20 protein-coding genes are annotated in these 26279 nt (G+C 69.5%); 10 read left to right on the top strand and 10 right to left on the bottom strand.

What is annotated here, in order from left to right:
• Positions 1-125 precede the first annotated feature (125 nt).
• From ACYQ78_RS05480 to ACYQ78_RS05470, 3 genes are read right to left on the bottom strand one after another with little or no spacing between them, the layout of a single operon-like run.
• On the bottom strand, positions 126-761 hold the full coding sequence (locus ACYQ78_RS05480; RefSeq protein ID WP_459799563.1) for a response regulator transcription factor: 636 nt from the start codon (positions 759-761) through the stop codon (positions 126-128).
• The gene (locus ACYQ78_RS05475) at positions 758-1933 is read right to left on the bottom strand and encodes a sensor histidine kinase (RefSeq protein ID WP_459799562.1); all 1176 of its coding nucleotides are present in this window, start codon (positions 1931-1933) and stop codon (positions 758-760) included. Before ACYQ78_RS05475 ends, ACYQ78_RS05480 begins: the two co-directional genes overlap by 4 nt.
• Before the next feature lie 19 nt (positions 1934-1952).
• Entirely contained in the window at positions 1953-2855 is a 903-nt protein-coding gene (locus tag ACYQ78_RS05470) for an NHL repeat-containing protein (RefSeq protein WP_459799561.1), read from the bottom strand.
• Positions 2856-2937: 82 nt separating this feature from the next.
• Here ACYQ78_RS05470 and ACYQ78_RS05465 point away from each other — a divergent pair, with 82 nt between their 5' ends.
• Positions 2938-4359, top strand: coding sequence for a pyridoxal phosphate-dependent decarboxylase family protein (locus ACYQ78_RS05465; protein ID WP_459799560.1), 1422 nt, complete (start codon positions 2938-2940; stop codon positions 4357-4359).
• Here ACYQ78_RS05465 and folP read toward each other — a convergent pair.
• Complete coding sequence (gene folP, locus ACYQ78_RS05460; RefSeq protein ID WP_459799559.1) at positions 4331-5173, bottom strand: dihydropteroate synthase; 843 nt, start codon at positions 5171-5173, stop codon at positions 4331-4333. The genes ACYQ78_RS05465 and folP overlap by 29 nt on opposite strands.
• A gap of 135 nt (positions 5174-5308) precedes the next feature.
• Positions 5309-6178 carry a LysR family transcriptional regulator gene (locus ACYQ78_RS05455; protein WP_459799558.1) on the bottom strand — a complete coding sequence of 290 codons (870 nt, stop codon included), beginning with the start codon at positions 6176-6178 and terminating at the stop codon, positions 5309-5311.
• Positions 6179-6473: 295 nt separating this feature from the next.
• Between ACYQ78_RS05455 and ACYQ78_RS05450 the strand changes: the two genes are divergently transcribed.
• Entirely contained in the window at positions 6474-8408 is a 1935-nt protein-coding gene (locus tag ACYQ78_RS05450) for an LCP family protein (protein WP_459799557.1), read from the top strand.
• A gap of 194 nt (positions 8409-8602) precedes the next feature.
• Here the strand turns inward: ACYQ78_RS05450 and ACYQ78_RS05445 are convergent, their stop codons facing one another.
• On the bottom strand, positions 8603-10693 hold the full coding sequence (locus ACYQ78_RS05445; protein ID WP_459799556.1) for a ThuA domain-containing protein: 2091 nt from the start codon (positions 10691-10693) through the stop codon (positions 8603-8605).
• A gap of 9 nt (positions 10694-10702) precedes the next feature.
• Positions 10703-13915: a carbohydrate-binding protein gene (locus tag ACYQ78_RS05440; RefSeq protein WP_459799555.1), complete on the bottom strand. Its 3213-nt coding sequence runs from the start codon at positions 13913-13915 to the stop codon at positions 10703-10705.
• Positions 13916-14277: 362 nt separating this feature from the next.
• Here ACYQ78_RS05440 and ACYQ78_RS05435 point away from each other — a divergent pair, with 362 nt between their 5' ends.
• From ACYQ78_RS05435 to ACYQ78_RS05410, 6 genes are all read left to right on the top strand, one after another.
• Positions 14278-15561, top strand: a complete 1284-nt coding sequence (locus ACYQ78_RS05435; RefSeq protein WP_459799554.1) for an ROK family transcriptional regulator — start codon at positions 14278-14280, stop codon at positions 15559-15561.
• A 139-nt stretch (positions 15562-15700) separates the two neighbouring features.
• A complete protein-coding gene (locus ACYQ78_RS05430; protein WP_459799553.1) occupies positions 15701-17149 on the top strand; it encodes a DUF2079 domain-containing protein in 1449 nt (482 codons plus the stop codon).
• Positions 17150-17476: 327 nt separating this feature from the next.
• Entirely contained in the window at positions 17477-18838 is a 1362-nt protein-coding gene (locus ACYQ78_RS05425; RefSeq protein ID WP_459799552.1) for a S8 family serine peptidase, read from the top strand.
• Positions 18838-19086 (top strand): hypothetical protein, encoded by a 249-nt coding sequence (locus ACYQ78_RS05420; protein WP_459799753.1) that lies wholly within the window; start codon positions 18838-18840, stop codon positions 19084-19086. The genes ACYQ78_RS05425 and ACYQ78_RS05420 overlap by 1 nt, the downstream gene beginning before the upstream one ends.
• A complete protein-coding gene (locus tag ACYQ78_RS05415) occupies positions 19083-19640 on the top strand; it encodes an AAA family ATPase (protein ID WP_459799551.1) in 558 nt (185 codons plus the stop codon). Before ACYQ78_RS05420 ends, ACYQ78_RS05415 begins: the two co-directional genes overlap by 4 nt.
• An 87-nt stretch (positions 19641-19727) precedes the next feature.
• A complete protein-coding gene (locus ACYQ78_RS05410) occupies positions 19728-20921 on the top strand; it encodes a low temperature requirement protein A (protein ID WP_459799550.1) in 1194 nt (397 codons plus the stop codon).
• On the opposite strand, the gene ACYQ78_RS05405 is transcribed toward ACYQ78_RS05410, so the two are convergent.
• A complete protein-coding gene (locus ACYQ78_RS05405; protein WP_459799549.1) occupies positions 20887-21645 on the bottom strand; it encodes an ion transporter in 759 nt (252 codons plus the stop codon). The genes ACYQ78_RS05410 and ACYQ78_RS05405 overlap by 35 nt on opposite strands.
• 105 nt (positions 21646-21750) lie before the next feature.
• The gene (gene rpsD, locus ACYQ78_RS05400; RefSeq protein WP_459799548.1) at positions 21751-22365 is read right to left on the bottom strand and encodes a 30S ribosomal protein S4; all 615 of its coding nucleotides are present in this window, start codon (positions 22363-22365) and stop codon (positions 21751-21753) included.
• A gap of 79 nt (positions 22366-22444) precedes the next feature.
• Here rpsD and ACYQ78_RS05395 point away from each other — a divergent pair, with 79 nt between their 5' ends.
• Together ACYQ78_RS05395 and ACYQ78_RS05390 are read left to right on the top strand one after the other, a co-directional pair.
• Positions 22445-23170: a DUF2470 domain-containing protein gene (locus ACYQ78_RS05395; RefSeq protein ID WP_459799547.1), complete on the top strand. Its 726-nt coding sequence runs from the start codon at positions 22445-22447 to the stop codon at positions 23168-23170.
• Between the two features lie 307 nt (positions 23171-23477).
• Positions 23478-24707, top strand: a complete 1230-nt coding sequence (locus ACYQ78_RS05390; RefSeq protein WP_459799546.1) for a hypothetical protein — start codon at positions 23478-23480, stop codon at positions 24705-24707.
• Positions 24708-25056: 349 nt separating this feature from the next.
• Here the strand turns inward: ACYQ78_RS05390 and ACYQ78_RS05385 are convergent, their stop codons facing one another.
• Positions 25057-26184: an ROK family transcriptional regulator gene (locus ACYQ78_RS05385; protein WP_459799545.1), complete on the bottom strand. Its 1128-nt coding sequence runs from the start codon at positions 26182-26184 to the stop codon at positions 25057-25059.
• Positions 26185-26279 lie beyond the last annotated feature (95 nt).

Below are 26279 nucleotides of genomic sequence, written 5' to 3'. Positions count from 1 at the left end.
TCGCAAACCCGTAGCTCAATCGTGACACCATGGTCATTGCGCAATATTCGAACTACTCAATAAGAGACAGCCGATTCATTAAGCAGAGTCCGCTTTAGTGCCTGGTGGAATATTTGGGCGATTAATCAGGCCAGGCCGTGGTCGTGGGCGTACACGATCGCGGCCGGTCTGTCCCTCAGGTCGAGTTTGGTCAGGATGTTGCCCAGGTGGGTCTTCACCGTCGCCTCGGAGATGTGCAGCGCCGCCGCCGTCTCCGCGTTGGTGGCGCCCCGCGCGATCTGGATCAGCACATCCCGTTCCCGCTGGGTCAGCCGCGCCGCCTCCGACCGGCCCCGCTTCTCTTTAAGAGCCACCCGCCGGAAGGCCGTCAGCACCGGCCCCGCCACCTGGGGGTCAAGCCACGACCCGCCCTCGGCGACCATCGTGACGGCCCGGACGATGTCCTCCCCCGGCGCGTCCTTGAGGATGAACCCCGCCGCCCCGGCGCCGAGGGCGGCCGCCACGGTGTCGTCGTCGTCGAAGGTCGTCAGGATCAGCACCGGGACCGCGCCCGACAGCCGCCGGGTCGCCTCGGCGCCGTCGACCCGGCGCATGCGGATGTCCATCACGACGACGTCGGGTTTCCAGCGGGCCACGGCGTCCACGACCTGGTCGCCGTCGTCGCACTCCCCCGCGATCGTGAAGGTCCCCTCGGGTTCGAGGATGCGGCGGAGACCGGCGCGGACCAAGGGCTGGTCGTCGACCAGCAGCACGGTGATCATGCGGGAATCCTCGCCGACACGACCCACTCCCCGTCGCGGATCCCCGCGTCGCATTCGCCTCCGGCGGCGGAGGCCCGTTCGCGCATCCCGGCCAGCCCGCTCCCCGACCCGTTGTCGCGCGCCGGGCCGGGAGGGTTGCCGATCTCCAGGCGGAGCTCCCCGGCCGCCACCGTCAGCGCCACCCTGGCCGCCCCGGTTCCGTGCCGGACCGCGTTGGCCAGCGCCTCCTGAACGATCCGGTACGCCGCCAGTTCCGCCCCCGGGTTCACCACCGCCACCCCGTCCACGGACAGCAGGAACTCCACCGGAGAACCGGCGGCGCGGAAGCTCTCGACGAGCGCCTCGACGTCGGCGAGGCCCGGCTGGGGTGCGGTCGACGGCTCTTCACCCGACCGCAGCACCTTCACCAGCCGCCGCAGATCGGCCAAACTCGCCCGCCCATGACGCTCGGCCTCTTCGAGCGCTTCCAGGGCCTCCGCGGAGGCGGAGCGCTTGATCGCCATCCGGGCCGCCGTGAGGTGCAGCATCGTGACGGCGAGGGTGTGCCCGACCACGTCGTGGACGTCCTGGGCCATGATCCGCCGCTGGTCGGCGGCCCGCTGGAGGGCCAGCGCCTCCAGGGCCTGCGCGACGAGACGGCTGGAGGTGTGGCTGACCCGCACCGCGTAGGCGGCGGCGAGCGTGAGCGCGAACCCGAGATGCGCGGCCACGAGAACGACCGGCGGCGCGCCCGCCAGCACGGCGAGCGTGGCCAGATAGGTCGCGAAGGTCACCCCGGCGGCCAGGGGCACCGGTGCGAAGCCGATGTTCAGCGCCACCAGCAGCAGCCCGACCGCCAGCGCCATCAGCGCCGCGACCGGACTGTCCAGCCCGGTCAGCGCGGCCGCGCCCAACGGCGCCAGCACCGCCACCGCGAACCACCAGGTCGGCCCGTCGTCCCCCTTCACGAGCCAGCGCCCCCACGGGACCGCCGACACCAGCACCAGCACGATCCCGACGATCCGGGGCTGGGGGGCGAGCGCGGCGGCCAGCACCGCCCCGGCCGTGAAGGCCAGGGCCAGTGCCGGCGCGCCCACGCGGAACATCACCGAGAGCTCGACGGGGGCGGCCCGGCCCGCGCGGCGGAGGTCGTCCTCCCAGTCGCAGACGGCCGTGGCTGCATCAGTGGCCATCACCCCATCGTGCCTGGAATCAACGCTCCAGCGACACCACGTTGTACGTCGTCGTCGGGGTCGCGGGGGTCGTGAAGCGGGCGTTGGGGAGGTAGAGCCGGTCCTTGAACGCCGCGACCGTGGTCGGCACGTCGAAGCTCGGGTCGGTCACCTTCTTGGCGATCGTGCCCTTCGTGGCGTGCCGGTCGAGCGCCACCCACGTCACCGTGTTCAGGCGGTTCTGGACGACGATGAGCCTGCGTCCTTCGAGGAGCAGACCGTCGCCGTTGGTGAGCAGTTCGGTGCCGAGGTCGACCTGCTTGGTCACGCCGGTCTTCTTGTCGACCCGGAACAGCTTCCCGGTGTTCGACTGGACCACCAGCAGCGCCTTGCCGTCGGGCGTCTGCGCGATCCCGTTGGCGTTGTTCCCGGTCGTGTAGACGAGGTCGCCGGTCAGCGGGATCTTCTCGGCCTCGGCCGGCAGGCGGCCCCACCGGCGGAGGTCGAGCTTGTAGAGGAACGGGTTGGCCGAGTCGGTGAAGTAGGCGGCGTCACGGGTCAGCACGACGTCGTTCACGAACGAGGTGCCGGTCGCGAGGGTGTAGCTCTTGAGCACCTTGCCGGTCCGCGCGTCGAGCACGCGGGCGTTGCCACCGGTGCCGCCCGCGACGAACAGCCGGTTCCGCTTGACCTTCAGGCCGAGGGACGGCGTGCCGGGACCCTCGTTGAGGACCCTGCCCTTCCCCGAACGCAGGTCGACCTTGAAGATCGCCCCGGTGGCGCGCGACCCGAAGTAGGCCGACCGCCCCTCGTCGATGGCGATCCCCTCGGGCTGGAATCCGTCGGGCAGGGAGAACGAGGTCGGATATTTCGGTGCCGTCGAGGCGAGGGCGGGCGGTGCCGCCACCAGTACGGCTAAGAGGCCGGCAACGAAAGCTGCCATGCGCATGGAACAGATCCCCTCTGTCTTCGGAACGAACAACCCGTCTACCGCAATCCCCGTGTGATTTACATAAAATGTCGCGATGCTCCCCCATCACGGCGCGACCGCCGAGGAACTGCTCGCCCGGCTGGCCACGGCCCAGGAGGCCGATCTCCCCGTCCGGGGCGGACAGGTCACCGCCTATGTGTACGACACCGGCCGCCCCGAGGTGCACGAGGCCGGCGCCGCCGTCTACGCGGGCATGCTCGAGGTGAACATGCTCGACCCGACGGCGTTCCCGAGCATGGTCGCCCTGGAGAAGGACGTCGTCGGCGCCGTGGCCGCCGAACTCGGGCAGCCCGGCGCGCCGGGGATCTTCACCAGCGGCGGCACCGAGTCGATCATGCTGGCGGTCAAGGCGGCCCGCGACGCCGCTCAGGTGGAGCGGCCCCAGATGGTCGTCCCGGTCACCGCGCACCCCGCCTTCCACAAGGCCGCGCACTACCTCGGGGTCGAGGTGGTGGCCGTACCGGTGGAGCTCGACACCTTCGCCGTCGACCCGGCGAAGATGGAGGCGGCGATCACGCCTCAGACGGTCCTGGTCGTGGTCTCGGCGCCCTCCTATCCGCAGGGCGTGATCGACCCCGTCGAGGAGGTCGCGGCGATCGCGGCGGGCCGGAACATCCCCTGCCACGTCGACGCGTGCGTGGGCGGCTGGCTGCTGCCGTGGCTGCGCGAGGCGGGGGCGGCGGTGCCGCCGTTCGACCTGTCGGTGCCGGGCGTCACCTCGATCTCGTGCGACCTGCACAAGTTCGGGTACGCCCCCAAGGGCGCCTCCGTGCTGCTGTTCAAGGACGCCGCGCTGCGCCGGAAGGCCTATTTCGCCTCGGCCGCCTGGCCCGGCTACACGATCATCAACGCCACCGTGCAGAGCTCCCGCTCGGCCGGCCCGCTCGGCGGCGCCTGGGGCACCCTCCACGCCCTGGGCCGCGAGGGCTACCTCGAACTGGGCCGCACGACCCTGGAGGCCACCCGCCGGATCGCCGAAGGCGCCGCGAAGATCCCCGGCCTGCGCGTGCTCGGCGACCCCCAGGCCGCCCTGGTCGCCATCGCTGGCTCGCCCGAGGTCGACGTGTTCGTCCTCGCCGACGAGGCGCGCAAGCGTGGCTGGTTCCTCCAGCCGCAGCTCTCCTACGCGGGCATCCCCGCCAACATCCACATCACCGTCACCGGCGTGACCCTCGACCGGGTCGACGCCATGCTCGCCGTCATCGCCGAATCGGCGCGGGCCGCCCGGGAGAAAGGCCCGGCGGTCGTCCCCGAGGGCCTGCCCGAGCTGATCGCCTCGCTGAACCTCGACGAGCTCGACGACCCCACCTTCGTGGAGCTGGCCGCCTCGGTCGGCATCGACCTGACCTCCCGCGACCAGCCGGAGATGGCGGCCGTCAACGCGGTGCTCGACGCGCTCCCTGCGGCGACCCGCGAGACGATCCTGATCAGGTTCCTGTCGGTGATATACGGCTGACGACGTCGAGGACCTTCCGGGCCGAGGCGGCGTCGTGGACGCGGAACACCCGGGCGCCCTGCACCGCCGAGATCGCCAGGGTGGCGAGGGTCCCCGCGTGCCTCTGGTCGACGGGGAGGCCGCCGAGGGTCTCGCCGACGAAGTCCTTGTTCGAGACGGCCACCAGGACCGGCCAGCCGGTCGCGACCATCTCGTCGAGGCGGCGGCTGAGCTCCAGGGAGTGGTAGGTGTTCTTGCCGAAGTCGTGGGCGGGGTCGATCAGGATGGCGTCCCGCGCCACCCCCGCGGCGAGCGCCTTTTCCGCGAGATCGGTCGTGTACGCCACCACGTCGCCCACCACGTCGTCGTAGGCGATCCGGTGGGGGCGGGTGCGCGGTGCCACGCGGCCGGCGTGGGCGCAGACCAGGCCGATGCCGTGTTTGGCCGCGACGTCGGCCAGACCGGGGTCGACGCCGCCCCAGGTGTCGTTGAGCAGGTCGGCCCCGGCCGCCGCGACGACCTCGCCGACCTCGGCGCGCCAGGTGTCGACGCTGATGATCACCTCGTCGTGGCGGTCGCGGACGGCCGCCACGAGGTCGGCGACCCTGCGGATCTCCTCCGCCACGTCCACGTCGTCGCCGGGGCCCGCCTTCACCCCGCCGATGTCGACGATGTCGGCGCCCTCCTCGATCAGCCGGGAGGCGGCGTCGAGGGCGGCGGTGAAGCCGTAGGTCGCGCCCCGGTCGTAGAAGGAGTCGGGCGTTCGGTTGACCACGGCCATGATCGCGTGGTCGCCGGGGCCGAAGACACGGCCGCGAAGGCGCAGAGTAGACATCGTCAGCGAGCCTACTCCGCGCCCCAACCGTGATCTCCGGACTGCGGTGGTGCTTCGGGAAATGGCCGATCCAGAAGTGCCCCCACAGGGCCGGCCCACCAATCCGACATGTCGGATTTGGAACGGTCCAAGCTTTTAAGCGGCGGATCCTCCCTCTGCCAGGGTCACGAAATCGAGCGCCGTCGCGGGCAGCCTCTTGCGGGCGTGCACGATCGCGATGATCTTCCTGGGCGCCGGGTCGAGCGACCGCACGACCAGGCCGGCGCGGGCCGCCTGCTCGGCCATCCCGCGATACCAGAGGAGCGAGGCCCGTCCTTCGCGTACGGCGGGCAGCCACTTGGCCCTCTCGTCCGACTCCAGCGCGGGGATGGGTCGGACACCGTACGAGCTGAAGATCTGGTCGAACTCCCTGCGGCGCGGGCTGCCCGGACCGGGCAGGACCAGCCGCATGCCGTTGAGCTTGCTCATCGGCACCGGGTCGGGCAGGTCGAGGCCGGGCGGCGAGATCAGGACGATCTCCTGCCGCTCCAGCGGGTGACTGACCAGGTCGGTGGGCACCGGAAGGTCGGTCAGGCCGAGGTCGGCCCGCTGTTCGCGGACGGCGGTGACGACGCTGTCCCGCCCGTCGCAACGGACGATGTGGACACGGATCCCCGGATGCTCCGCCACGTAGGCGGGCAACAGACGACCCGCGAGCCCCGGTTCGAGACTCGGCGTCGACGCGATGCGCAGTTCCGCACCCGACGTGTGCGACTGGGTCGCCAGCGCCTCGATCTCCCGGACGGCGTCGAGCGCCTCCCGGGCGAGCTTGACGACCCGGCGCCCCTGCGCGGTCACCACCACTCCCCGCCCCGACCGGGCGAAGAGCGTCATCCCGAGCTCGCGTTCGAGGTCCCGGATGGCTCGGGATAACGCGGGCTGCGCGATGTAGAGGGACCGTGCGGCGTCGGTCATGGTGCGGTGCTCTGCGGTGGCTACCACATAGCGGAGCTGTTGCAGATTCATGCCAAAGACGCTAGGGCAGACGAGGCGTCCGAATCCGGAACATCGCAGAGATCACCTCGGACGATTACCCGGAGTGCACGAATGGTGCGACATCCGTGACGAGTGTGAAAACTGTGACGAACTGGCCAATCTCAACCCCGGGCGGGGCAGGCTACCGGTGCGGCGCGGGGGCGGTGCCCATCGGCGCGATCTAGGTAGACAAGCCTTCTTTCCGGATGTGTTCAGTGTTGTCCAGATTTGAGAGCTAGAATCCCTGGGCATCGCAGGGGCATAACGAGCAGAGGAGCGGTTGACCATGCGTCGTGGGGGAGCCGCGGGTGACGAGTCACGTCAAAGACGCACCCGGAAGCGCCCCCAGAAGTCTTCCGAGGACTTCCCCGGCGGGGCGTCCGACGAAACCTACGAGGACGCGCAGCCGTCCGAGCCTTCGGTACCGCCGCAGACCGGATCCTTCGCCGCGATCCCGAAGAACGCCGGACCGCAGCCCGACCCGGTCCCCAAGAACGCCGGACCGGGCGCGACCTCCGGCGACCCGACCTCGCCCGGACGCCTGGTCGCGGGCGGCCGGCTCGACACGCAGCCGGTGACCGGCGCGGACGGGGGCGTCCACGTGGGCGGCCCGCCGAACGGCGGTCAGCCGCAGTTCATGCCCGCCCCTGCCGTCCAGGGCTCCCCCGCCGACCAGAAGGTCGCCGACGACGAGATCACCCGGCCGGGCCCGCCGCGCACACCCTCGCCCCTGCCGCCGCAGCGCCCCCGTGGCGCCGCGGCCCCGAAGTTCGGCCGGTCGCTCTCGACCGGCGCCATCATCGGCTGGACGGCGCTGTCGGCGATCGTGCCGGGCGCCGCGCACCTGCGCAGCGGGCGGCGCAAGCTCGGGTTCATCTTCCTCGGCACGTTCGGCCTCATCCTCATCGCGGCGATCGTGTTCGGCATCGGGATCCTCGGGAACGTCGGCTCGATCGTCCGCGAGAGCACGCTGAACACCGTCATGATCGGGTCGGCCGTGCTCGCGCTGGCGTGGTTCGCGCTGGTGCTCATGTCCTACGTCTCGCTGCAGCCCGACCGGCTGCCCCAGCGGGGGCAGATCGTGTCGGGGGTCGCGGTGGGCGCGCTGTGCGTCGCGGTCATGGCGCCGTTCGCGTTCGCGGCGACCACGGTGAACACCGCGCGCGACCTGCTCGACGCCTTCCCCTCCGAGACCGACGCCGGCGGCCCGGCGGCCGTGCCGGTCAAGGCCGAGGACCCGTGGAACGGCAAGAAGCGGATCAACTTCCTGCTCATCGGCGGTGACGCCGCCGGCAACCGGACCGGCGTGCGGACCGACTCGATGCAGGTGGCCAGCGTCAACGTGCAGACCGGCAACACGATCCTGTTCGCGCTGCCGCGCAACCTCCAGCACGTCCACTTCAGCAAGAACAGCCCGCTGAACAAGCAGTTCCCCCTCGGCTTCCACGCCGACCTCCCCAACGGCGGCCTGCTGAACGAGGTCTGGCAGTACGCCGAGGACTACCCCAATCTGGGTGTACGCGGCCCGACCGCCCTCAAGGACGCCATCAGCACCACCCTCGGCCTCCACGTCGACTACTACGCCATGGTCGACATGTACGGCTTCGCCGCCCTCGTCGACGCGATCGGCGGCCTGGAGATCAACGTACAGACCGACATCAAGTACGGCGGCGTCCTCGGCACCGCGGGCACCATCCCGGCCGGCAAGCGCGTCCTGAACGGCGAGCAGGTCCTCTGGTACGGCCGCTCCCGCGTCGGCAGCGACGACTTCTCCCGCATGGGCCGCCAGCGCTGCGTGATCGGCGCCCTGGCCCAGCAGGCGTCGCCCCCGGTCGTGCTGCAGAACTTCACGAAGATCGTCCAGGCGGCGAAGCGGCTGTTCCGCACCGACATCCCGCGCCCGCTGCTGGAGCACCTGGTGGGCCTGGGCATGAAGGTCAAGGACGCCAAGATCACCAGCACCCAGTTCGTGCCCCCGCAGATCTGGCCCGGCAGCGCCGACTGGGAGAAGATCAAGAAGATGGTCGCCACGGCCATCCGCAAGTCGAACGGCTCCGTGGCCCCCGTCCAGGCGGGCGTGACCGCCTCCCCGAGCGGCAGCGGCCCGGTCCCGACCCCTCCGGCGTCCCCGACCCCGAGGGCGGCCAAGCCGACGCTCAGCCCCACCCCGAACAACCAGGCCACCGAAGACCAGTCCCTCGCGGAACTCTGCGGCTTCTAGGCCCGGCGTGTGAGGCCCCCGGGAGATGGTCCCGGGGGCCTTTCTCATGCGGCCGGTGGAACCTGGCAGGCGATCGATCTGCCCCAGGGTGGGCGGAGCCGTACAGAAGGAAGGCTCTTGTGCCCACGGCGGCGATGCAGCGAAAAGCCCCGGGGCCGCTGAGCGGCGCCCGGGGCTCTCTCGGAGAACCGGTGTTACTTCTCCAGGACGAACTGGTCGACGTCGAACAGTGAACCGGAGCCGCCGGTGAACCTCAGGAAGATCGCGCCGGAGGCGGAGCTCGTGAGGTTGGCGGAGACGGTCTGGAAGGTGTCCCAGCTGCCGGTGTTCGGGATCGACAGGGTGCCGATCACGGTGCCGGTCTGGGAGCCCGCGCGGACCTCGATGGTGCCGCCCGGGCCGCCCGAGGAGTAGCGGACGGTGATGCGGGTGGCGCCGTTGGCGGTCACCTGGTTGTAGCCGGCCCAGTCACCGTTGTCGATGAAGCCGGCCGTGGTCCCGCCGACGGCGGGGCCGTGGGCGGCCGTCTGGATGCCCGACTGCGACGTGAACGCCTCGCCCTGGACCGTGGTCTGGGTCGGCGTGGTGCCGGTGGTCAGGGTGATGGTGTCGACGTCGAGCAGGGCGCCCGAGCCGCCGGTGAAGGTGAGGAACAGCGGGCCGGAGGCGTTGCTGTTCAGCGCCGTCGTGACGGTCTGGAAGGTGTCCCAGCTGCCGGTGTTCGGCACGTTGACCGTGCCCAGCACCGTGCCGGTCTGGGAGCCCGCCCTGATCGTGATGGTGCCGCCGGGGCCGCCCGAGGAGACCCGCGCGGAGAAGCTGTTCTTCCCGGCGGTGGAGAAGTTGGCGTAGCCGACCCAGTCGCCGTTGTCGATGTAGCCGACGGTGGTGCCACCACTGGCGGTGGTGTGGCCGGCGGGCTGCACGCCCGAGTTCGAGGTGTACGTCTCGGCCTCGATCGTCGTGGGCTGCGTCGGCGGGTTGCCGCCCAGCTCCTTGATCCGGACGTTGCGGAACGACACGTCGTCACCGGTGCCGTGGTTCTGCAGGCCGATGTAGCCCTGCACCAGGGACCTGGCGGCCACGGTGTTGGTGAAGTCGTTGATCAGGCGGCCGTTGAGGTAGATCCGCAGCCGCTCGCCCTCGACGAGGAGCTCGTAGGTGTTCCACGTGCCCGGCGGGTTGAGCGCGGCGTCGCGGGCGGCGATGTCGGCCGACTTGAAGCCGTACACCGATCCGGTCGTCTTGTCCGAGGTGTCGGTCGAGTCGATCTGGATCTCGTAGCCGTTGTTGACCGCCGAGTTGGGGTCGGTGGACGACGGGAAGCCGATGAAGACGCCGGAGTTGTCGTCTCCGTCCATCTTCCAGTCGAGCTTCAGCGAGTACGAGCCGTACTGCTTGGCCGAGTACCAGAGCAGGCCCATGCCGCCGACCGACTTGAGGGTCGCGTCGGTGTTGGTGAAGCTGCCCGGTCCCGCCTGCGACCAGCCGGTGGTGGAGCCGTTGTAGATCGGGGTGTAGCCCGTCTCCACGCGGCAGTCCTGCTTGGCCCAGCCGGCCGCGTACCGGATGCCGCCGAGCAGCAGGGTCCGGAAGTTGGCCTCGCTGTAGCTCGCCTGGGTGTGGCCGAGCCCGGTGTAGAAGCTGCGGCCGTTGCTGACGGTCTTGCACCAGGTGATCGGGTGGTCGCCCATCCCGCCGCCGCTGTAACTGCCCTCGTCGAGGTTCTGCAGGACCTTGACGCTGTTGCGCGGGTTGGTGCGGTAGGAGTACCACTCGTCCGACCGCGACCAGGTCGCGCCGAGGTGGGCCGTGGCCGCGTGGGCCCGGTCCTCGGTGCGGACGGTCGCCGTCTGGATGGCCGGGTGGCTCTGGAACCAGGCGCCGACCAGGTTGCCGTAGTAGGCCCAGTCGTACTCGGTGTCGGCCGCCGCGTGGACGCCCACGTAGCCGCCGCCGCCGTTGATGTAGTTCTCGAACGCGGTCTGCTGGGTGGCGTTCAGCACGTCACCCGTGGTGCTCAGGAAGACCACGGCCTTGTAGTTGGCCAGGTTCCCGGCGGTGAACGCGTTGGCGTCCTCCGTCGCGGTCACCGTGAAGTTGTTCGCCGAGCCGAGCGACTGGATCGCCGCGATGCCCTGCGGGATCGAGTCGTGCCGGAAGCCGGCCGTCTTGGAGAAGACGAGCACCTGGTAGGCCGGGTCGGCGGCGTTGGCCGCCGTCGGCACGAGCGTGGAGGCGACGACGGCCGCCGCGGCGACCGCGCCCATCACTAAGCGCTTCATTGACTCACCTCACTTCTGGATGGTGAAGGTGTCGACGTCGAACAGGGCGCCCGAGCCGCCGGTGAACCGGAGCACGACCTGGCCGGTCGCCGAGCCCGCGGTCAGGTTGGCCGAGGCGGTCGCGAAGGTCTCCCAGCCGCCGGTGGGCGGGATGGCCAGGGTGCCGAGCACCGTGCCGGTCGCCGAGCCCGCCCGCACCTCGATGGTGCCGCCGGGACCGGCCGAGGAGTACTTGACCGTGATGCGGGTGGCGCCGTTCACGGTGACCTGGTTGTAGGCCGCCCAGTCGCCGTTCTCGATGTGCCCCGCCGTCAGCCCGCCGGAGGCGGGGGTGTGCACGGCCTGCTGCACGCCCGAGGTGGAGGTGTAGGCCTCACCCTCGACCGTCGTGGTCGGCGGCGGCGTGGTGCCGAGCGAGAAGGTGTCGATGTCGAACAGCGAGCCGGTGCCACCGGTGAAGGTGAGGAACAGCGCGCCCGAACCACTGGTGATCGACGTCGAGACGTTGGCGAAGGTGTCGAAGCTGCCGGTGTTCGGGACGGCGACCGTACCGAGCACCGTGCCCGTCTGCGAGCCCGAGCGGATGGTGATCGTGCCGCCCGGACCGCCCGAGGAGACGCGCGCCGTGAAGGAGGTCTTCCCGGACGTGCTCACCTGCGAGTAGCCGGCCCAGTCGCCGCTGTCGATGTAGCCGACGGTCAGGCCGCCCGACGCCGCCGCGTGGGCCGCGGTCTGCACGCCGGAGTTCGACGTGAACGCCTCGCCCTCGATCGTCCCGGCGGGCGGCTGGGTGGTGCCGCCGTTGATGGTGAAGGCGTCGAGGTCGAACAGGTTGCCCTGGCCGGTGGCGCCCTTGAAGACCAGGAACAGCGTGGTCGACGCGGTCGGCACGTTGGTCAGGTTGGCCGTGACGTTGGTGAAGGTGTCCCAGCTCCCGGTGTTGGCCACCGTGGCGGTGCCCAGCAGGGTGCCGGTCGCCGAGCCCGCGCGCACTTCCAGGGTGCCGCCGACGCCGCCCGAGGAGACCCGGGCCACGAAGGAGGTGGCGCCCGTCAGGTTGTACGGGGTGAAGGAGATCCAGTCGTTGTTGTCGACGAAGCCGACCGTGGTGCCGCCTTCGGCCGCGGCGTGCGTGGCGACCTGGACGCCGTTCTGGGCGCCCCAGTGCTCGCCCTGGCGGTGGCGCGGCTGGAGGGTGCGGGTGACCGTGGTGGTCAGGCCGCCGTTGTCGGTGTACTCGGCGGTGAAGACGCCGTAGATGTTGGCGGCGGCGTCGTGCTCACCGTCGGTCGGGACGGTGATCGTGCCGGAGCAGCCGGTCTTCGACGTGATCTGGTGCGAGTGGCTGTCGTGACCGAGCAGGTAGGTGAACCGCACCCGGGTGCAGTCGATCGTGCCGTCCTGCGGGTCGCTCACCGACAGGGTGTACGGGATCGTGTCGCCGAAGTTGAACAGGCCGCCGCTGAGCGGGGTGTTCATGGTGACCGTCGGGGCGGTGTTGCCGACCGTGATCGTCACGTTCGCGGTGCCCGTCAGGTTGCCACTGTCGCGGACCGTCAGGGTCACGTTGTAGGTGCCGTTGGCGGTGTAGGTCTTGCTCGGGTTGGCGGCCGTGGAGGTGGTGCCGTCGCCGAACGCCCACGAGTAGGTCAGCGCCGAGCCCTCGGGGTCGGACGAGCCCGCCGAGGAGAAGGTCACCGCGAGCGGGGCCACGCCGGAGGTCGGCGTCGCCGCGGCCTTGGCGACCGGGTTGCGGTTCGCGCCGCCGATGTACTCGATGCGGTAGAGGGCCTGGTTGCCCGAGCCGGTGCCGTAGTCGAGGACGTACAGGGCGCCGTCGGGGCCGAAGGCCATGTCCATGACCTGGGTGCCGGTCCACGGGAAGCCGCTGATCTCGCCCACGCCGCCGCTGCTGGTCACGGCGATGGCTTTGATCCAGCGGCGGCCGTACTCACCGGCGAAGAACCGGCCGTCGAGCGACTGCGGGAACTTGACCGTCGAGGTGCTGTTGGGGTCGTAACGGTAGACGGGGCCGCCCATCGGGGACTCCGAGCCGCCGCCGAACTCCGGCGGGGAACCCGCTTCTCCGCCGTAGCGGATCCAGGCCGCCCGGGGCGCGGGCAGGGTCTGGAGGCCGGTGTTGCGGAACGAGTTGTTCGTCGGGCCGGTGGCGCAGTTGTACTTCGCCTGCGACGGGCCGCTCGGGAACGTGTACTCGTTGTAGGTCTCGGCCGTGGTGTTGTTGCCGGTGCAGTAGGGCCAGCCGTAGTTGCCCGCCGAGGTGATGCGGTTGAACTCGACCTGGCCGCCGGGGCCGCGGTTGGCGTCGGCGCCGCCGGCGTCCGGGCCGTAGTCGCCCAGGTAGACGATGCCGGTCGCCTTGTCGACGCTCATCCGGAACGGGTTGCGCAGACCCATCGCGTAGATCTCGGGACGGGTGTTGGCCGTGCCCGGTGCGAAGAGGTTGCCCGACGGGATCGTGTACGTCCCGTTGGCCGCCGGCTTGATCCGCAGCACCTTGCCGCGCAGGTCGTTGGTGTTGCCCGAGGAGCGCTGGGCGTCGAACTGCGGGTTGCGGTTGGTCCGCTCGTCGATCGGGGTGTAGGAGTTCGACTCGAACGGGTTGGTGTCGTCGCCCGTGGTCAGGTAGAGGTTCCCGGCCGCGTCGAAGTCGATGTCACCACCCGCGTGGCAGCACTGGCCACGGTCGTTGTCCACCCGCAGCACGACCACTTCACTGGCCATGTTGAGGGTGTTGTTGGTGTTCAGGGTGAACCGCGACAGGTAGAACTGGCCCTTCCAGGTGTTCCAGGTGTTCTGGTCACCGGTGGTCGGGGCGTCGCCGTCGGGGGTGCTCAGGCGGGGCGAGTAGTAGAGCCAGATGTAGCGGTTCGTGGCGAAGCCCGGGTCGACCGCGACGCCCTGCAGGCCCTCCTCGTCGTGCGTGTACACGTTGAGGGTGCCGGCGAGGGTGGTGGTGCCGTTGACGTCGGTGATCCGGACCTGGCCGCCGCGCGCGGTGTGGAGCACCGAGCGGTTCGGCAGCACTGCCAGGGACATCGCCTCACCGAGCTCGCCAGGTCCGGTGGCAAGCGCGACTTGCTGATAGTCCGAGGCCGGGATGTCGGCCGCGTGGGCACTCTGGGGCGCCGCGACGCCCATCGTCACCATGAGCGCGGTCAGGGCGAGTAACGCCCGCGACCGCCGGTGAGGTCGAAACATAAGGGGGGTGATCCTTCCTGACCTGGGGATACAGTCAGGCAAGGCGCGCGCCGCCGCGCTTGTGCCCGTAAAGCCAATGCGTGGTAGACGAAAGACGAGACGGTGCCACGTCATCGAGATTCGTCGTTCCGTCTGGGTTTTGCGTACCCTGTGACGGAATTTACCGATTTCTAACACACCTGTCATCTCGGTGTACAGCCCTGGTGTACCACAGACCGGGCTCCGGTTCCACGTTACGAAACTGTAATGCAAGGCGAAGCGGTTCGACACTTGTGGCACACCCGTCAGGGTCATTTAATTCGGCAAGGCATGCAAATTAATTCGAGACGAACGGTCGCGAGCAGAGATACGGGGTGCGAGACGTGCGGTTAACCTCCGGCCCCGCGCTGGGCAGGAACGGCTCCACGAGCGTTCCCGTCGACCAGACGATGATCCGCCGGTCGAACCTGTCCCTCGTCCTGCGCCACCTGAAGGAGCACGGTCCCCGGTCGCGTTCGGCGGTGGCCACGGAGACCGGGCTGAACAAGGCGACGGTCACCAGCCTCGTCGGCGAACTGCGGGCCCGCGGCCTGATCCGCGAGATGGGTCCCCAGTACGCCGGTTCCGTCGGCCGCCCCGGCCTGGCACTTGCCCTCGACGGCGCCGGCGTCGGCGCCCTGGGGCTGGAGATCAACGTCGACTACATCGCGGCCTTCGCCACCGATCTGGCCGGGCGCGTCCTGGTCGACCGGCGCGTGGGCTTCGACGCCATGGGCTGCGAACCCGAGCAGTCGCTCGACGAACTGGCCCGGGTCGCCCGCGACGCCATAGCCGAGCTCCACATGCTCGGCGTCCGGGTCGCCGGGATCACGGTCGCCGTCCCCGGCCTCATAGACGGCACCAACGGCGTCGTCCACGTCGCCCCCAACCTCGGCTGGTACGGCGTCCCGGTGGCCGAGCGCCTCTGGGAGGTCGCTCCCGGCGTCCCCGTCACGGTCGCCAACGACGCCAACCTGGCGGCGCTGGCCGAGTTCACCAACGGCGTGGCCGCCGGATCGGCCGACATGGTCTACCTGACCGGTGAGGTCGGCGTCGGCGGCGGCATCATCGCGGGCGGACGCCTCCTCGGCGGCGCCGACGGCTTCGCCGGTGAAGTGGGCCACGTGATGGTCGACTCCTCCGGTGAGCGCTGCGGCTGCGGCCGGATCGGCTGCTGGGAGACCAAGGTCGGCCTGGCCGCGCTGGTCCGCATGGTCACCCCCGACCACGCCTACGGGACGCGCGACGGCATCGTCCGCGACCCCGAGGAGCGCCTCAGCGAAATCGAACGCCGTCTGGCGCAGGGCGACCCCCAGGTCGACCACGCGCTGGCGGAGGTCGGCCGCTGGCTGGGCCGCGGCTCGGCCACCCTCGTCCGTCTCTTCAACCCCCGGGTCATCGTCGTCGGCGGCTTCTTCGCGCGGCTGGAAGGGCACATCCTCCCGCGCGCCCAGGCGGAACTCGCCCGCCTCGGGGTCACCGGCTCCGTCGCCCGCTGCACCTTCGTCGCCTCCGACCTGGGCTTCGGCGCCGCCTCGCGCGGCGCGGCCGGGGTCGTCGTCGACCGCGTCCTGGCCAACCCGGCCACAGTGGAGATACCGCCCACCACCCTCAGCACCCTGGCCTAGGACACCCCAGAACTCCCGTCCGCCTGGCCTTCCGGTTCTACGTGACGCCGACCTCGCCGACCTCGGCGCCGCGTAGATGTGCCACCCGGAGGCCAGGCGGACGGGCTTTTTCTCACCGGGACTCTGGGAACATGTGATGGTGTTCCTCCCGGTTACCCGCCATCTGACCACCCATCGCCTCGGCGTCTGGTCCCTGGCCTGGGTCTCGGCGGTGACCTACGCGGTGCTCGGCCTCGTCAAGTTCGGCACGTTCCGGACGACCATTTTCGACCTGGTGATCGTCGACCAGGCGGTGCGGGGCTACGCGAAGTTCGGCGCGCCCTACGCGCCGTCGGTCGGGGTCCAGAAGGGCTACGGGCTCGACTTCCTCCAGCTGGCCGACCACTTCTCACCCATCTACGCGCTCCTCGCACCCGCCTACTGGATCGCCGACAACCCGCGGATGCTCATCCTCTGCCAGGCCGTCCTGTTCGCCGCCGCCATCCCCTTCCTCTGGATGTACGTCCGCAGACGCCTGGGGGTGTTCGCCGCCTACCTCATATCGGGTGCCTACGCGGTGTCGTGGCCGGTGGCGCAGGCGGTCAACTTCGACGTCCACGAGGTCATGTTCGTACCGGTGCTGAGCGCGATCATGATCGAGCGCTTCGACCGGGGGAAGCGGCTGCCCGCCTACCTGGCGGCGTTCGGCCTGCTGCTGGTCAAAGAGGACATGGGCCTGATGCTGATCGGCTTCGGCTGCGCGCTGCTGCTGGGGCGGCGGTGGCTCGACGGCGGTCTGGTCGCCGGGATGGGCCTCGGCGGGCTGCTGCTGATCCGGGGGGTGCTGATCCCGCTGGCGGGCGGCTCCAACGACAACCACTGGCGCTACACCCACCTCGGCGACTCGCTCCCTGCGGCGGTGTGGAAGCTGGTCAGCGATCCGCTCAACACCTTCGAGCTGGTGTTCATGGACGCCGGCAAGATCGACCTGCTGGTGCTGCTGTGCTGGCTGACCCTGTTCCTGTGCCTGTTCTCCCCGCTGATCCTGGCGGCGGCCCCGATGGTCCTGGAGCGGCTCGTCTCGGAGAACAGCCTGTGGTGGTCGTGGGAGTACCACTACAACGCGTTCGTCGTGGTGATCGTCTTCTGCGCCGGGGTGGACGGCGCGATGCGCCTGCTGCGCCGCCTCCAGGCCCGGACCAACCCCGACACCGCCCGCGTGGCCGCTCTGGCGTGGGCGGTCGCGGTGGTGATCGTCGGCCTGACCCAGCTCCCCCGGTTCGCGTTCGACCAGCTCGCCAACCCCGACTTCTACGACCCCCACGAGCGCACGGCGGCCGCCTACGAGGCGATGGCCAAGATCCCCGACGGCGCGGTCGTCGAGGCCGCCAACCATCTGGGCCCCATGATCACCGACCGCACCACGGTCCTGCTCTGGGAACGCACCCCGAGGAACGCACCGTGGATCCTGGCCGACGTCTCCCAGTGGGGCTGGCCGTGGGGCTCGACCGACGACCAGAAGCTGTCGGTGGAGGAGCGCAGAGCGATGGGCTACATGGTCATCTTCGAGAAGGACGGCTTCGTCGTTCTTCACAAGCCACCGGCGTAGATCGACCGCCGTCGAGGGCGCGTGGGGCTCGGTCTGGATCGGCGCGCGACTCGGCGCCGGTGCGGCGAGGTGCGTCACCTGCATCGGCGGCGCTTGGAGTTTGTTAGGGCCTCTGAAGGCATCTCGAGCGCGACTTCGGTGGGCTGAGTACCCCTTGAGCCGGATCGTCGCGGGCCTTCTTCGGGCCGGGAGGTTAGATCGTCGTACCACCTCGCGGGTTTCGGTGGTTACGGAGTGGATTGGTGTGTGTTGAATCGGTGGACCTGATCGCGGTCGTGCGCGAGATTGGGGGGCGTCGAGTCTCCCCTCATCGGATGGATCTGCCACATGCGCGTGCTCGTCCAGCTCCGCCTCGCTCCCGACGTCACCGCGGCGGTCGCCGATCCGGCCGTGACGGCCACGGCCTCCGACGTCGTCAACGGGCTTCCCGGGGTGCTGCTCGACCCGACGTTCAACCCCGTCGCCGTGCCCCGGCCGCTGCCGGCCCGCGCGGGCGGCGACCCGCTGTCGCTGAACCAGCCGCTGATCTTCTCGATGGCGCCGCGCGACGCATCGGTGCTGGTCCGGGGCGAGATCGCCGACGACGAGGTGTCGACCAGGCTGGCTTTACTGCCGGGCCAGGCCGGGGTGGTCGGCGTCTACGCCGATCCGGTCATCCAGACCTCCCTCACCTGCGGCGGCGACGCCCCCGTCGGTGACTGGCGCGACGTCGCGCAGTTGCTCGCCGTCGAGAGGCTCCATGCCGAGGGGTACGACGGCTCCGGGGTCGCCCTGGCCGTCACCGACACCGGGGTGAACAAGAGGCATGTGGCCGACGTCCTCGGAAGCGACTTCGTCCTCGACCGGGAGCGGAGCTGGAAACCCGACGGCGTCCCCGGGCGGCCGGGCTCCTTCGAGGTCGACCACGGCACGATGTGCGCCTTCGACGCCCTGATCGCCGCCCCGAAGGCCTCGGTGATCGACATCCCCGTCCTGCTGTCGCGCCGCCCCGGCGGTTCGGCGCTCGACGGTTTACTGTCCGACGCGATGGCCGCCTTCGCCCACCTGCGCACCGTCCTCGACGCCCAGCCCGCCGAGACCCGGGCCCTCGTCGTCACCAATTCCTGGGGCTCCTTCTCCCCCGAGTGGGACTTCCCGCCCGGCCACCCCGGCAACTACTCCGACAACGCCGCCCACCCGTTCAACCTGATCGTCGGCAGCCTGGCCAACGCCGGAGCCGACATCCTCTTCGCCGCCGGGAACTGCGGCCGCGAGTGCCCCGACGGCCGCTGCGCCTACCCCGACCGGCCGATCACCGGCGCCAACTCCCACCCGGCCGTCCTGTCGGTGGCCGGGGTCGACGTGACCGGCGAGCGGGTCGGCTACTCCTCCCAGGGCCCCGGGCGCCTGACCGACATGAAGCCCGACCTGGCCGCGTACACGCACTTCTCGGGCTCGAAGGCCTTCGGGCCGGGCGAACCCGACTCGGGCACCAGCGCCGCCTGCCCCGTCGCGGCCGGGGTGGTGGCGGCGATCCGGTCGCGGGTGCCGTCCACGGTGCTCTCGCCATCCCATTTGCGCACTTTGCTGATGAGAAGTGCCGATGATCGCGGTGTGCTGGGGTATGACTACGACTACGGATACGGAGTCGTGAACGTGCCCGGCATCGTCGAGGCCCTGCGGGCGAGGGCAAGCGGAGTTGTTGCGTGATGGTACTGATCACGGTACGGCTGCCACGCGGCGCCACCATGGACATGGCGCTGCGCGACCTGCGGCTGAAGAACGAGGAAGTCGACACCGGCTACGGCCTGGTCGCCATCGACCCCGACCACGGCCTCTACGGCCTGCGGGTCAGCGCGATGGCCGCCAACCGGCTGACCGCCACCCCGGAGGCCATGGGCGGCCCCTGGGCCGACCCGAAGATCGAGCCGATGGGCCCGACCAGGAAAGATCGATGACCTGCTGGATCGTGGCGGGCCCTCCGGGGTCCGGCAAGAGCACACTGTGCGAGGCCCTGCTGGCCCGCCTCGATCCGGTCCCGGCCCTGCTCGACAAGGACACCCTGTACGGGGGCATGGTCAGCGCGATCCTGGCCGCCGCCGGCCGCGACGAGGGCGAGCGCGAGGGCCCTTGGTACGACGTCCATATAAAGAGGTACGAATACGCCGGAATGACCGCCACGGCGCGGGAGATCCGTGACCACGGCGCGCCGGTCCTCCTGAGCGCCCCCTTCACCGGGCAGGTCCACTCGAAGTCCCGGTGGGACGAGTGGGCCGAGGAACTGGGCGGCGGGGACATCCGGCTGCTGTGGGTGCGCTCCGACGGCGAGACCCTGCGTTCACGGTTGATCGCCAGGGGCCTGGAGCGGGACCGCGGCAAGCTGACCGCCTTCGCCGACTACCTCAAAGCGATCAAGGTGGACGAGCCACCGGTGGTCGACCACGTGGAGATCGACAACCGGCCGGGGGCCGAATCGATGGGACACCAGCTCGAACAGCTGGGGATCGTCTAACCCCTCGCCGGCGTCAACCCGATGGAGCGCCGACCGGCGCAGGCCCCCGGTTAGGACATCTCGGGTCCCACGCGTACATTCCTGTGCGTGTCTGAGGTGGAAACCGGGGAGCGGCATGCCAGTTGGCTCGAGCTGTTCTTCGATCTGATCATCGTCGTGGCCGTCGCTCAACTGGCCCACATCCTGCATCCCACGCCCGAGCATCCGCTCGACGTCCAGAGAGTCCTGCTGTTCCTGGGGCTCTACTACGCCATCTGGTCCGTCTGGACGTCGTTCACGCTCTACGCCAACGTCGCGGGGGCGAAGACGCGCCAGCGGGCCATGCTCGCGGCGATGTTCGGCATCGCGGTCATGGCCGCGTCGGTCCCCGAGGCGACGGGGGCGCACGGTACCGCGTTCGCCATCGCCTACGTCTACTGCCGCCTGCTCGCCACCTCTACCTGGGGCTCCACCAACACGTTCTTCGGTGGCTGGCCCGCCGCGCAGAACGGCGCGGGGCTGGTGCCGTGGGTGATCTCGATCTGGGCGCACAACCCACCCACCCGCTACTGGCTGTGGGGCATCGGCATCGCGCTCGACCTGACCTTCTCGTTCCTGCGCAGTGGTGACAGCGAGGAGCAGCTCGACCGGATCACCAAGCGGTTCGAGGAGCACCGGAAGCGGGAGGAGGAGCGCGGCAGGAGGCGGCGACCGTTCACGTTGCCCGAGCCGGCGCGGCTCAACGAGCATCACCTGGCCGAGCGGCTCGGGCTGTTCGTGATCATCGTGCTGGGTGAGGCGGTGATGCAGGTGGTGATGGCCACCTCGGAGATCGAGTGGACGTGGGCGCTCATCGTGTCGGCGCTGGCCGGGTTCGGGCTGCTGGTCTGCTTCTGGTGGCTGACCCTGCAGTACGGGGCCTCTGCCGCGCCCGTCCACGAGGTGCGGCCCAGGGTCACCCTGCCGGGGCACTTCCTGATGACCGCGGGGATCGCGGCCATCGCCGCCGGGCTCGGGGCGCTGGTCGCCCACCCGGAGGGCCACTTGGAGGAGGCGGTGAAGTGGACCCTCTGCGGGGGGACGATCGTCTACTTCCTCACGTCGGGGGTGATCGCCAGAGCGGCCGGGGCCAGGATCGGCTGGCTGCTCGCCTGGACGCTCCCCGCCGTGCTCGGCCCGGCCGTATTGGGGCTGCTGCCGCTGCCCGGCTGGGGTCTGGCGGCCGGGTTGCTCGTGGTGGCCGGATGGCAGGTCGCCTTCCCCCGGATCACGGGGAGGCCGCGGGCTCTCGCAGCTCCTTGACCTCCCTGCGGAGTTCGGCCAGTTCGGCCAGGATCCGTTCGCTGACCTCGACCTCTTCTTCGTCCATGGCACTGACCACGACCGCGATGAAGAGGTTCACCACGACGAAGGTGCAGATCAGCACGAAGATGACGAAGAAGATCCAGGCCGACGGGTAGACCGTCATGACCTGGCGGGTGATGTCCGACCAGCCGTCGCCGGTCATGATCTGGAACAGGGTGAACAGCGACGTCTGGAGGTTCCCGAAGTAGTCGGGGGCGACGTGGCCGTACATCCTGGTGCCCATCACCGCGGCGACGTACAGGACCAGACCGAGCAGGGCCGCGATCGAGGCGACGCCGGGGACGGCGGTGAGCAGCGCGCCGACCACCCGGCGCAGGCTCGGCACCGCCGAGACGAGCCGGAGCGCGCGCAGCACGCGCAGCGACCGCAGCACGGTCAGGCCGCCCGCCGCCGGCATGAGCGAGACCGCCACGACGATGGAGTCGAAGACGTTCCACGGGTCGCGGAGGAACCGGGCGCGCTGGACGTAGAGCCGCGCGGCCAGTTCCACGACGAAGATGGCCAGGGAGACGCGGTCGATGAGGTGGAGGATGTCGCCGTAGCGGGCCACCGCGTCGGCGGAGGTCTCCACGCCGAGAGTGGCCGAGTTGATCAGGATGACGGCGATGATCGCCTGCTGGAACCGCTTGGACTCGATGATGTACCGCACACGCTCGCGCACCGTTTTTGCCCCCGGGGGATGCGGAACAGGAACAGCAGGCGAGCGTAATCGCGGTCGTACGAATCCTTGGGGACCCTGGGAAATACGGCGATCCCGGCGCAAAGACTACCGAGAGTAGTGTTCGACGACGAGCTGCTCGTCAACGGGGACGGCGATCTGCTCGCGCACCGGCGCCGACACCAGCGTCACCGTGAGCTCCTTGAGGTCGACCGACAGGTAGGCGGCCGGGCGCTCGTCGGCGTAGACCCCCTCGGCGGCGGCCACGAACGGCTGCATCTGCCGCGACCTGGCGCGCACGCCGATGACCTGGCCGGGCTTCACGAGGTAGCTGGGGATGTCGACCTTGCGGCCGTCGACGGTGATGTGGCCGTGGTTGACGTACTGGCGGGCGGCATAGATCGAGGCGGCCAGGCCGGAGCGCATGACGACCGAGGCGAGGCGGGTCTCCAGGATGGCCAGCAGCTCCTCGCCCGACCGGCCGGGACGGCGAACGGCCAGGTCCCAGTAGCGGCGGAGCTGACGCTCGGACACGTCGTAGTACCAGCGCAGCTTCTGCTTCTCCATCAGCCGCATGCCGTAGTCGCCGACGTTGCGGCGGTTGGTCTTCCGGCCGTGCTCCCCGGGCGGATAGGGCCGCGCTTCGAAGTACTTCACGGCTTTGCGGGTCAGCGGGACTCCCGCCCGTCGAGACAACCGCACCTTCGGACCCGTGTAGCGCACGTGCACTCCTCTATGGTTAGGTAACCCTTGCTAAGGTAAGCCTTACCTTAACAGAACCTCGGCACCCAAGGAGACCCCGATGACCCAGCCCATCTCGGCTCCCCCGATCACCGAACGCGTCCGCACGCTGGCCGCGACCGCCGCCCCGACCCACGTCGCGGTCGCCGGGTCGGAGCTCAAGGCGCTGCCCGCGCGCGGTGGTGTCGACGCCCAGGGCCGCCCGGTCCTGCTGGTCAAACCCGATGAGGTCCTGTACGACTGCCGCGACGACATCGCCGTCACGGTCGACCTCGTGGCGACCCGCAACCTGGGCGAGACCGAGCGCGCCCGGGGCATGCTGAAGATCCGCGGCTGGGCCCAGGCGGTCCCCGCCGACGAGATCCGCGCCACCGCGGTCGCCATCGCCGAGCGCTGCCCCGACGAGGACCTGTTCGCGGCCATCGAGAACGACGTCCGCGCCCCGAAGCTGCTGCGCATCGACGTGGCCGACGTGGTGTACCTGACGGGCACGGAGTCAGGCGTCCTGGACTCGGACGACTACCTGGACGCGGCCCCCGACCCCTTCCTCGACCAGGCCGAACGCATGCTCCACCACGTCAACTCCTCGCACCGCGCCCAGCTCGTGGCCGCGGTCGAGAAGCTGATGGGCGAACCGGCCCCGGACGCCTGGCTGTGGGAACTCGACCGCTACGGCGCGACGGTCCGCGCGGGACGCGACCGGCTGGTCCGGCTACCGTGGCCGACCCCGGCGGAGACCCCGCAGGCTTTGGAACACGCTTTGGCCTGCCTGGTCTGCGCCCACTGACGCACCCCCGGTTGCTCCGTATCGAGTCATCTGCGTTCACCTTTGGACCACGCGGCCAACCCTCGAGTATGTGATCGACGCTCGTGCCCACGCTCAGGCGTTCTCCATTCGAAACTCTGGAGAAAGGCTACGTCTGGTCCGTACGCTCAATCGAGATGCAGTGGAAAGACGGCTGGGCCCGGCCCAAGGTGCGTAAGGACCTGCAACCATTACACTTTCCTTCTGATATTCTGATCGACTGGCCTCATTCAAGGTCATCGTTCGGTGCCGAGCCGGATGTCCTGCGTACTCAATGGAGTGTGCGCATATGCCCGAGGCAGTCATCAGCTACGCCGGAGAGATGCCCCTTCAGCCGGGCGGGATCAAAGACCTGCATCCGTTCGTCCCCTGTCTCGAGGCCAAGATCGGCGACGAGCCGCTCTTCACAGTATGGATACAGCTGAGTGGTCAAGGCGGCTTCATCGCCGGCAATCGCCTCGAACAGCAGGGGTTTTCCAGAGACGAGGCGCGTGAAGCGCTCGATCGGGCACTGATCCGATACGGCACTCACCGTCTGGAACTACTGGTCACTGAATGGCTGGAGACCGGCGCCGAAGTGAACTCAGGCCACGTGTGGGAGCTGACGGCCGAAGAAGTGCCGCAACTCCTGGAGCTCCTACGGGACAAGAAGTGCGGATACCAGGTCCGTTCACAACGTGATCTCTTCTGTACGGCTGCCAGCGATCACGACGAAACGGCCGTAGGCACTATTGACGGGCGTCGTGCAGCACCTACCAGCAAGCCCATTTGCGAGAATTGCGGTTTGCCGGACACCGACTACGTGTGCTCACACCTCATGCACACGGAAGTCGTCGGCATAAGAACGCTGCCCGGGCTTGTCGGCCGCCAGGTAATAGGCGCACTCTGCGATCAAGGTAGAGACGAGGTGAAACAGTTTGGCAGGTGTCACGCCGGCGGGAACGAGTGCTGGCAGCGTCTCGTGGAAGTTGAAGAGCCCGCCATCCCCGCAGTCTCTCCGCTGGAACTGGCTGAAGCCTTCGATGTGCTCGACGCCGTCTGGCGACTGGCGTTCGACAAGAGAAAGCCACTGCTTTCGCTGAGCACCGTGACAACACCCGCCGCTCTGTCACTGGGATGTGCAACCCGGGCAGAGTTCGAGACGCGCATAAGCGACCTGGCTGACCTGATCGACCGGATCAAGGTGGATGACACCCGCCTCAGACCCGGCACAGACAAGGCCAATGAGATCAAGGGAAGTCTCGATGCGCTGACGAACTGTCTGCACCATCACCTGGATACGGCACAGTATCCGGCAGTGGACAAGGCGATCCGGACGCTACGCACCATCCGCCAGGCACGCAATGCCGTACAGCACGGGATCACCGATGGCGGAGGGCTGACCGCCAGGCTACGCGATCTCGGCATCCACGATGCGCCACCCAACTGGAGCGGTGCGTGGGATGTGGTGAGAGCGCGGGCGGTGGGAGCGCTGACCGGGCTGCGGCATGAGTTGATGATGTACATCAACAAGCCGTAGGGCGCACCGAAAGGTGTTGTCCGCCATCTCACGCTGATCCCAGCAAGGTGGGCGATGCCCTGTGATCTCTTCCGTTTCGGGAAGGGGTAGAAGCGGACCGCCGCCAGGTCTCAACGGCCGGACACAGGACACCGGCTAGGCGGAGCCGTAAAGAAAGAAAGGTGTTTCGAGCGGAGCGAGCAGCCTTCCGAGCGAAGCGAGGCCTTGCCAGGGAGCGCGAGGGGCGGAGCCCCTGGCAAGGAGCGCAGCGACCCGGAGCGACAGCGACGACGGGACGCGAAGCGGCCAGGGGGAGCGCGAGGGGGCGTATGCCCCTTCGCAGCGGGGGGCTCGGGGGGTCGTCCCCCCGTCAGACCTCGTCCAGGATCCGATCGATCACGAGCAGAGCGCAGCCGGTGATGCCCGCGCCCGGGCCCAATCTGCTGCGTTCGATTTTCAGGCTGCGCGTCGCCAGTTGGGTGGAGCGCTGGTAGACGACCTCTCGCACCCCAGACACCAGCGGCAGGAACATCTCCGCCACATCTCCGCCCAGCACCACCATCGACGGGTTCAGCAGGTTGACCGCGCTGGCGATGACCTCGCCCAGCCAGCGCCCCGCCTGCCGTACGACCGCCATCGTCTCGGCGTCGCCGGCCCGGACCAGGGTGGTCACGTCGGCGAGGGACAGGACGTCGCGGCCTCGGCGGCGGAGTTCGCCCAGGATGGCGGTGCCGCTCGCGACCGAGTCGACGCAGTCGAGGTTGCCGCAGCGGCACAGCACGCCGCCGCCGTCGCGGACCGGGATGTGGCCGATCTCTCCGGCCGCACCGAGGGCGCCGCGCAGGATGCTGCCGCTGGAGATGACGCCGGCGCCGATGCGGGTGGAGACCTTCACGAACAGCAGGTCGCGTTCGTCGGGGTGGACGCCGCGGTGCTCGCCCAGGGCGATCACGTTCACGTCGTTGTCGACGATGACGGGGACCGGGAAGCGGGCCTTGATGCGGGGCGGGATCTCGACGCCCGTCCACGACGCCATCACGCGGGCCGATTCGGTGCGGCCCCGCGCGTATTCGACCGTCGCCGGGACGCCCAGGCCCACGCCGACGACGGGGCCGCGCGTGTCGAGCAGCTTCTCCCACGTGTCCATGACCAGGCCGAGGACCGCGTCGGGGCCCTCCTCCACATCGATGAGCAGGTCGGTGCGTTCGATCACGCCGCCGTTCAGGTCGCACAACGCGATCTGGGTGCGGCTCGCGCCCAGGGACGCCACGGCGACCACTCCACCGGACGCGTTGAAGCGCAAGCGCACCGGTGGTCGGCCCCCCGTCGACGGGCCCTCGGCGTCTTCCACGATGAGGCCGCGTTGCAGCAGCTCGTTGACCCGATGGGTGACCGCGGGGCGCGACAGGGCCGTGACGCGGCCGATCTCGGCGCGCGTGGTGGCCTCACCGCTGCGGATGAGGTGGAGCACCTCGCCGGTGGTGGCAATCCGTGACATACGTGGCATCGCCTCAAGCATAGGGGTTGACCGAAGTTCACCTACTTATTCATTCTAGGTTACAAAAGTCGGCTTGATGAATACCTAAGGTTCGA

The sequence above is a fragment of the Herbidospora sp. RD11066 genome (assembly GCF_054661255.1).
This window is presented reverse-complemented; position numbering and strand designations above follow the sequence as displayed.

What these genes read in the sequence shown, in the direction of transcription:
- ACYQ78_RS05480 (WP_459799563.1), bottom strand. Translation starts at nt 761, where the DNA reads ATGATCACCGTGCTGCTGGTCGACGACCAGCCCTTGGTCCGCGCCGGT.
- ACYQ78_RS05475 (WP_459799562.1), bottom strand. Translation starts at nt 1,933, where the DNA reads ATGGCCACTGATGCAGCCACGGCCGTCTGCGACTGGGAGGACGACCTC.
- ACYQ78_RS05470 (WP_459799561.1), bottom strand. Translation starts at nt 2,855, where the DNA reads ATGGCAGCTTTCGTTGCCGGCCTCTTAGCCGTACTGGTGGCGGCACCG.
- ACYQ78_RS05465 (WP_459799560.1), top strand. Translation starts at nt 2,938, where the DNA reads ATGCTCCCCCATCACGGCGCGACCGCCGAGGAACTGCTCGCCCGGCTG.
- folP (WP_459799559.1), bottom strand. Translation starts at nt 5,173, where the DNA reads ATGTCTACTCTGCGCCTTCGCGGCCGTGTCTTCGGCCCCGGCGACCAC.
- ACYQ78_RS05455 (WP_459799558.1), bottom strand. Translation starts at nt 6,178, where the DNA reads ATGAATCTGCAACAGCTCCGCTATGTGGTAGCCACCGCAGAGCACCGC.
- ACYQ78_RS05450 (WP_459799557.1), top strand. Translation starts at nt 6,474, where the DNA reads ATGCGTCGTGGGGGAGCCGCGGGTGACGAGTCACGTCAAAGACGCACC.
- ACYQ78_RS05445 (WP_459799556.1), bottom strand. Translation starts at nt 10,693, where the DNA reads ATGAAGCGCTTAGTGATGGGCGCGGTCGCCGCGGCGGCCGTCGTCGCC.
- ACYQ78_RS05440 (WP_459799555.1), bottom strand. Translation starts at nt 13,915, where the DNA reads ATGTTTCGACCTCACCGGCGGTCGCGGGCGTTACTCGCCCTGACCGCG.
- ACYQ78_RS05425 (WP_459799552.1), top strand. Translation starts at nt 17,477, where the DNA reads ATGCGCGTGCTCGTCCAGCTCCGCCTCGCTCCCGACGTCACCGCGGCG.
- ACYQ78_RS05420 (WP_459799753.1), top strand. Translation starts at nt 18,838, where the DNA reads ATGGTACTGATCACGGTACGGCTGCCACGCGGCGCCACCATGGACATG.
- ACYQ78_RS05415 (WP_459799551.1), top strand. Translation starts at nt 19,083, where the DNA reads ATGACCTGCTGGATCGTGGCGGGCCCTCCGGGGTCCGGCAAGAGCACA.
- ACYQ78_RS05395 (WP_459799547.1), top strand. Translation starts at nt 22,445, where the DNA reads ATGACCCAGCCCATCTCGGCTCCCCCGATCACCGAACGCGTCCGCACG.
- ACYQ78_RS05390 (WP_459799546.1), top strand. Translation starts at nt 23,478, where the DNA reads ATGCCCGAGGCAGTCATCAGCTACGCCGGAGAGATGCCCCTTCAGCCG.
- ACYQ78_RS05385 (WP_459799545.1), bottom strand. Translation starts at nt 26,184, where the DNA reads ATGTCACGGATTGCCACCACCGGCGAGGTGCTCCACCTCATCCGCAGC.